This window comes from Streptomyces mesophilus, from assembly GCF_040300965.1.
Taxonomy (GTDB): domain Bacteria; phylum Actinomycetota; class Actinomycetes; order Streptomycetales; family Streptomycetaceae; genus Streptomyces; species Streptomyces mesophilus_A.
In genome coordinates, this window is the sequence record NZ_JBEPEW010000258.1 from 1 (window position 1) to 6,179 (window position 6,179).

Consider the following 6,179-nt stretch of genomic DNA (forward strand, 5'->3'; position numbering starts at 1 on the left):
GGCGCGCGTAGTCGGCCTCGGCGGCGAGCGCGTCCGCGAGTGCGTCGCGCTGGGCGCCCCAGCGGCGGATGGGGAAGAGGACGATCAGCGCCGCCTGCACGAGACCGCCGAGGAAGATCACGAACGCGTGGCCCGCCGCTTCGGCGACGGTGGTGGGCAGGGTGACGGTGACGAGCACCATGGCCACGTTCGACGAGGCGATCACGCCGACGGTCGGGCCGAGCGCCCAGCACAGGCCGGCCACGAAGGTCCATACGGCGAGCAGGGAGATGAAGACGGCGAGATGGGCACCGGCGAGATAGCCGAGGAACGTGGTGATCGCGAGGGTGATGCCGGAGGCGAGGGCGAGCACCGGACGCGGGCGCCAGCTGCGCTGGAAGGTGGCGATCGCGGCCTGGAACGCCCCGAACGCCGAGGAGACGGCGGCCTCCGGGCCCGACAGGGCGAGCGTCGAGCTGACGACCAGCGCGAGGCCGACGGTGGCGCGCAGGGCGAAGAGCGGTTCGAGACGGTGGCGCTCGACCTTCAGGCCCGAGCGGGTGGTCTCCTTCAGCGCTCTGAGCCAGCTCACCTGTTCAGGATACGGATGGATGGCGCGTATCCGGCATTACGGGCACAAGGGTGGGAGTGCGGGTTCCGTTGCCGGTCGCCGGGCTAGGACGCCCCGGAGCCGCCCTGTACGCGAGCCCGGTCCGCCGCGGCGCGGCCGTGCTCCCACCCCGCCGCGTCGTCCACGCCCCGTACCCGCGTCCGCTGCGTCGACGGGAACATCTCGTCCACCGCGCCCGTCACCGCGACCTCCCGGGCCGCGAGCACCGGCAGCAACGAGCTGTCCTCGGCGGCGACTTGGTCCGAGGCCGAGGCGAGACGTTCGCCGACCCGGTGCGCGTACGCCATCAGGAAGGACTGGCGGAAGGTCTTCGTACGGCGCCGGCCGCCCGAGCGCTGGGCCGCCTCCGCCTTGGCCATCGCCGACGTGCCCTGCACCAGGAGCGAGGTGTAGAGCACCTCGGCCATCTCCAGATCGGGCGCGAAGCCGACCACGGTCGAGAACCCGAAGGACTCGTTCCACACCGCACGGCAGCGGTTCGCCGTGGCCACCGCGTCGAGCAGGATCGCCTTCGCCGTCTCGTACGGGGCGTCCACGCCGATCCGGCACGCGGCCGGCGTCTCGGCCGAGTGCTCGCGGTGGGCGAGCAGCGCCTCGTCGACACTGTGCCGGGCCATCAGTTCCTGGGCCTTGGCGGTCAGCGCCTCGGCCTCCTCCGGGAAGTCGGTCCCCTCGGCCTTCGCGAGCAGCGCGCGGATACGGGTCAGCATGCGCGGCTCGTGGGAGGACGGCGGCGGCAGGTGGGCGGGAGCGCCCGGCGCCGGGCCCACCGGTTCGAGTGCGGGCAGGCGAAGGAGCAGCCGGTAGAGCTCCAGCAGGGCCGTGGCGTGCAGGAACCGGTCCGACGGTTCGCCCCGCGCGGGCAGCGCGGCGAGCTGGTCGTCCCAGCGGGCCGGCAGGCCGTCCGGGTAGCGCCGGGTCTCGTCGAGGATCAGGCCGGCGGCAAGCCGGGCGTGCTCCTCGGACAGCTCGCGGCGCACCATCCGTACGACATCGGCGGGCTGCCATCCGCGCCGCCACGTCTGCGTGACGAACTCCGCGCCCCGCGCGCGTGCCTCCCGTACCGAGGCGAGGTCGGCCGCGAGGAGCGCGGCGCCCGTGTCGAGGGAGGTGTCGTCCGAGGCGTACAGCGCGGCCTTGAAGGCGCGGTTCACCAGGTCGGTCACGGCGTCGGTCACGGGTGGCTCTCGTCGTACGCGCTGCGGGCCTCGGCGATGGCCGGGCGGTGGGCGATCGACCAGTCGGAGAGGGATTTGAGGAGGTGGCTCATGCTGCGTCCCATGCCGGTGAGCGCGTACTCGACCTGGGGCGGGACCGTCGCGTAGACGGTACGGGTCACCAGGCCGTCCCGCTCCAGGCGCCGCAGGGTCAAGGTCAGCATCCGCTGCGAGACGTCCCCGTGGATCCGCCGCTGCAACTCCTTGAACCGCAGGGTGCCCGCGGTCAGTTCGACCATGATGTACATCGACCACTTGTCGCCGAGACGGTCCAGGACATCGCGTACGCCGCACTCGTCCTGCGGGGTCTCGCAGACGATCACCGGGTCCTCTACGGAAGGGCCGGAGGGGGCGGCGGAGGCTTCGGGGACGGAAGAGGCGGCAGGGGTGGTTACACCGGTGTGCCCTGGTGACATGAAAGTGCCTCCTTACGCGGACGGCGGACCCCCGCAACGATAAGTCCCATGCTGCTCATCACCGGCGCCACGGGCGCTCTCGGCCGTCTCGTCACCTCGTCCCCGCTGCTCGCGGACCGCTCCGACGTCGTCGTCGGCACCCGCAGCCCGGGGCCCGGACAGCGCCGGGTCGACTTCGACGACCCGGCCTCGCTCGACGCTTCCTTCTCCGGTGTCCACACCCTGTTGATGATCTCCGCGGGCGCCGCCGAGGACGATGTGGTCATCGCGCGGCACGAAGCGGTGATCTCCGCCGCCGAGCAGGCCGGCGTGCGGCACCTCGTCTACACGAGCCTCAGCGGCGACGGCGACCACCTCACGTACGCACTGGCCCACCGCTGGACCGAACGCCGGCTTCGCGCCTCCTCGCTGGAGTGGACGGTGCTCAGGAACGGGCTTTACGCCGAGTTCCTCGCGGCCGTCGCCGCGCCCGGTCCGGACGGCACGATCGCGGCGCCGCTCGGGGACGGACGGCTCGCGGCGGTGGCGCGGGAGGACCTCGCGGAGGTGGCGGTGCGGGTGGCGCTCGACGCGTCGGCGCACGCCGGGCGGACCTACGAGCTGGTGGGTGAGGTGGCGCTCGGGGGCGCCGAGTTGGCGGCCGCCGTCGACGGCTCGTACGAACCGGCGACTCTGGAGGCGACGCGGGCGGCGATCTCAGGGGCCGGGCAGGCGCTGCCGTTCCAGGTGCCGATGCTGCTCAGCACGTACTCGGCGATCCAGGCCGGCTTCCTGGACGGAACCGGAGTGCCCGCCGGCGACCTCCGCCACCTCCTCGACCGGGACCCGAAGCCGGCGCTGGAGGCATACGCGAAGGCGGTGCGATAGGGGGACCAAGTGTCCAGCGAATGTCCGGTTCGTCCGGGTTCCCGCTGGACAACAGGTCCCCCGATCGAAGGTTGGGCCGGCTCAGCTGTCGCCGCCCTCGTCGATCAGGCGGCGGACCTCGCGGCCGACCATGCCGAGGCGGGCCTCCGCGACCAGCGGGACGGCACGGCGCTGGCGGCGGGCCTCGTGCACGTCGATGTCCACCGTGACCAGGCCGGGCTCCCACTTCGGGGCCTGGGCGACCACCGTGCCCCGGGGGTCCACCACCCTCGAGCCGCCCCAGAAAGTGGCGCCGTTCTCGTTGCCGACGCGGTTCACGAAGACGACCCAGCACTGGAGCATGCGGGCGGTGTACGAGAGCAGGGTGTCCCAGTAAAGGCCCGTGTCCATAGCTTCCGGGTCGAGGCTCGCCGCGCTGTTGGTCGGCACGATGATGACCTCGGCGCCGTCCTGTACGGCGAGCCACGGCAGCACCGGCTGCCAGGCGTCGTTGCAGACCAGGGTGGCCGCGCGGCCGACACCGCGGGGCAGGTCGTAGGCGCGCATGTTCTGGCCGGGGCTGACGTGCTTGCGCTCCTCCCAGGCCAGGTAGTTCGGCAGGTAGAGCTTGCGGTGCGCGTGCACCAGGGCGCCCTCGCTGTAGTACGCCGAGGTGTTGTACGCGCGCAGGCTGGTGTGCTCGTGCATCCCGACCATGACGTCCGCGCCGAGGGTGCTCAGCTCCAGGACGCGCGGGTCCTGCGCCGCGATGGACTCGTCCCGCTTCAGGCCGCCCAGGTGGTAGCCGTGCAGGCTGAGCTCGGGGAAGACGACCAGATTCGCCCCTTGGGCCACGGACTGTTCGATCTGTTCACGCGCGATGGCCAGATTCTTCTCGACATCGCCGAGCTCGCAGTCGGTCTGGGCGAGGGCCACGCGCATGTCGGGGGCTCCTTGGGGGCTGGTGGTTCGTCTTGCGTACGTCCGGCGTACGTCCGGCGTACGGAGTGCATGACTCCGCTTCTCCGTACGGACAAATCCTCGCAGATCTCTGCCTGTGCGGCGTTCGAGAGATCTGGGCCGCAGGTTGATGTCAGCATCGATGAGGCGTGTGCTCAGCGGTCCGGAACCGTATGTGTCAGGGGGAGCCAGGTGAGCTTGAGCGGGCTGCGCGCGGGGGACCCGCGGCGAATCGGCGGGTGGACGCTGGTCGGCCGGCTGGGCGCGGGCGGTATGGGTGTGGTCTATCTGGCGCAGGACGCCGACGGCGGCCTTGTCGCCCTCAAGCGGTTGCGCGAGGACCTTGCCGACGACGACGAGTTCCGCACGCGGTTCCGGCGTGAGGCCGCGGCCCTGCTGCGCGTCCAGGGCACGTGCACGGCACGGGTGCTGGCCGTCGAGGTCGAGACGAGCAGCCCGTTCGTCGTCATGGAGTACGTACCGGGCCCGACCCTCGCCGAGCACGTGGGCGAGCACGGGCCGCTGAGCGGTGACATGGCGCACGGCTTCGCCGTCGGCCTCGCCGAGGCGCTCGTGGCGATCCATCGGGCCGGCCTTGTGCATCGCGATCTCAAGCCGGGCAACGTTCTGCTGTCGGACCGGGGCCCGAAGGTGATCGATTTCGGCATCGCTCAGGCCGCTGACGGAACGGCGCTGACGCGCACCGGCGTCGCGGTCGGAACCGTGGGCTACATGGCGCCGGAACAGCTCCGCGGACAGGCCGGCCCACCGGCCGATGTGTTCGCGTGGGCGCTGACGGTCGCCTACGCCACCACCGGGCGGCCGCCCTTCGGCACCGGACCGGCCGAGGCGGTGCTCCACCGCACCGCGCACGAGGACCCCGACCTGGACGGAGTTCCGCCCCGGCTCAGGCCGCTCCTGACCTCCGCGCTGTCCCGGTCGCCCGAGCGGCGTCCGCTCCCCGGGGAGCTGCTCACCGGACTCACCGACGCCCAGGGTTCCGGGACGGTCCTCGACGTCGATGCCGTGAGCACGGTGCTCGCCACGGCGTGGCAGATGCCCGAACCGGCCCCGCCGCCGATGCCGGCACCCGCACCGAGGCCCCGGACCCCCTGGGCCGTCGCCGCGGCGACGGCGGCGGTGCTCGTCGTCGCGATCGTGGGGATCCTCTGGGTGGTGCTGCCCGATCGCGGCCACTCGACGGGATCGGGTCCGACCGCGTCCACGTCTTCTCCTTCGAGTGCGTCCACGGATCCCCCGTCGTCCCCGTCGTCCCCGTCATCCCCTTCATCCCCGGCGACGTCGGCACCGGAGACCACGGCCGAGGCGACCCCGTCCACCACGCCGCCGGCTCAAGCGCCGCCCTCCCCGTCCACAGGCCCGGTCACGAACACGCACAGCGGACTGTGCGTCGACACCAACGGCCCGCAGCGCCCCGGCCTCGACCTGGAACTCCGCGCGTGCGGGAACTTCAGCGGCCAGCGCTGGAGCTACGACGACACCGGACTGCATCTCACCAACACCCCCAGCGACCTGTGCCTCGATACGGACGGGAAGCCCGCCACGGGCGTCAGGGCCGTACTCAACCCCTGTGGTCACTACAGCGGCCAGCTGTGGCGCTACGACACCGCGAGCAGCCGGTTCGTCAACACGGAGAGCGGGCTCTGCCTGGACACCAACGGACCTCCCGCCGTCCACGTCGACCTGATCCTCAAGCCGTGCGGGCACTTCACCGGCCAGTACTGGCGGATGTGACGGGCCGGCGCCGGCCGCGGAGAGGGGCCGCTGTCAGTGGCCGCTGACAGACTCGCGGGCATGGACGCGAGGAGGTGGGCGATCAGCGAGGACGACGGGGGCGCCCGTCTCGTCCCGCTGACCGAGGACGGCCGCCCGGACGGCGAGATCCTGCGGGAGCCGGACCTCGCCGAGGCCGTACGCAGCCGGCCCGAGGTGACCCGCTGGGTGTGGCGCTCGACCTTCGGGATCTATCCACGGCTGCTCGCGGCGGGCGTGCGGGTCGAGCGCTGTTACGACATCGAGGACGCCGAATCCCTGCTGCTCGCCCACGAGGGCCGGCTCGGCGAACCCCGAGATCGGAACAGCACACAACTCAACTCCACTCACCACACG

At 72.1% G+C, this 6,179-nt stretch carries 5 protein-coding genes and 2 pseudogenes; 3 read left to right on the forward strand and 4 right to left on the reverse strand.

Annotated elements, in window-relative coordinates:
- The 3 genes and pseudogenes from ABT367_RS40215 to ABT367_RS40225 form a co-directional block, all read right to left on the reverse strand.
- Nucleotides 1-571: pseudogene (locus ABT367_RS40215) on the reverse strand (FUSC family protein); the annotation flags it as partial.
- An 83-nt stretch (nucleotides 572-654) separates the two neighbouring features.
- The gene (locus ABT367_RS40220) at nucleotides 655-1,788 is read right to left on the reverse strand and encodes a DUF2786 domain-containing protein (RefSeq protein WP_434975647.1); all 1,134 of its coding nucleotides are present in this window, start codon (nucleotides 1,786-1,788) and stop codon (nucleotides 655-657) included.
- Complete coding sequence (locus tag ABT367_RS40225) at nucleotides 1,785-2,243, reverse strand: winged helix-turn-helix transcriptional regulator (protein WP_352258782.1); 459 nt, start codon at nucleotides 2,241-2,243, stop codon at nucleotides 1,785-1,787. The genes ABT367_RS40220 and ABT367_RS40225 overlap by 4 nt, the downstream gene beginning before the upstream one ends.
- A gap of 48 nt (nucleotides 2,244-2,291) precedes the next feature.
- Between ABT367_RS40225 and ABT367_RS40230 the strand changes: the two genes are divergently transcribed.
- Nucleotides 2,292-3,110, forward strand: a complete 819-nt coding sequence (locus tag ABT367_RS40230; RefSeq protein WP_352258784.1) for an NAD(P)H-binding protein — start codon at nucleotides 2,292-2,294, stop codon at nucleotides 3,108-3,110.
- An 81-nt stretch (nucleotides 3,111-3,191) separates the two neighbouring features.
- On the opposite strand, the gene ABT367_RS40235 is transcribed toward ABT367_RS40230, so the two are convergent.
- Nucleotides 3,192-4,031 (reverse strand): nitrilase-related carbon-nitrogen hydrolase, encoded by an 840-nt coding sequence (locus ABT367_RS40235; protein WP_352258786.1) that lies wholly within the window; start codon nucleotides 4,029-4,031, stop codon nucleotides 3,192-3,194.
- Nucleotides 4,032-4,241: 210 nt separating this feature from the next.
- On the opposite strand from ABT367_RS40235, the gene ABT367_RS40240 reads away from it, so the two are divergent.
- Both ABT367_RS40240 and ABT367_RS40245 read left to right on the forward strand, forming a co-directional pair.
- Nucleotides 4,242-5,804: a serine/threonine protein kinase gene (locus tag ABT367_RS40240; protein ID WP_352258788.1), complete on the forward strand. Its 1,563-nt coding sequence runs from the start codon at nucleotides 4,242-4,244 to the stop codon at nucleotides 5,802-5,804.
- 60 nt (nucleotides 5,805-5,864) lie between these two features.
- A pseudogene (locus ABT367_RS40245) lies at nucleotides 5,865-6,179 on the forward strand (hypothetical protein); the annotation flags it as partial.

Excerpts from the sequence above, each read along its gene's own strand:
- ABT367_RS40225 (WP_352258782.1), bottom strand. The coding sequence starts at position 2,243 with ATGTCACCAGGGCACACCGGTGTAACCACCCCTGCCGCCTCTTCCGTC.
- ABT367_RS40230 (WP_352258784.1), top strand. The coding sequence starts at position 2,292 with ATGCTGCTCATCACCGGCGCCACGGGCGCTCTCGGCCGTCTCGTCACC.
- ABT367_RS40235 (WP_352258786.1), bottom strand. The coding sequence starts at position 4,031 with ATGCGCGTGGCCCTCGCCCAGACCGACTGCGAGCTCGGCGATGTCGAG.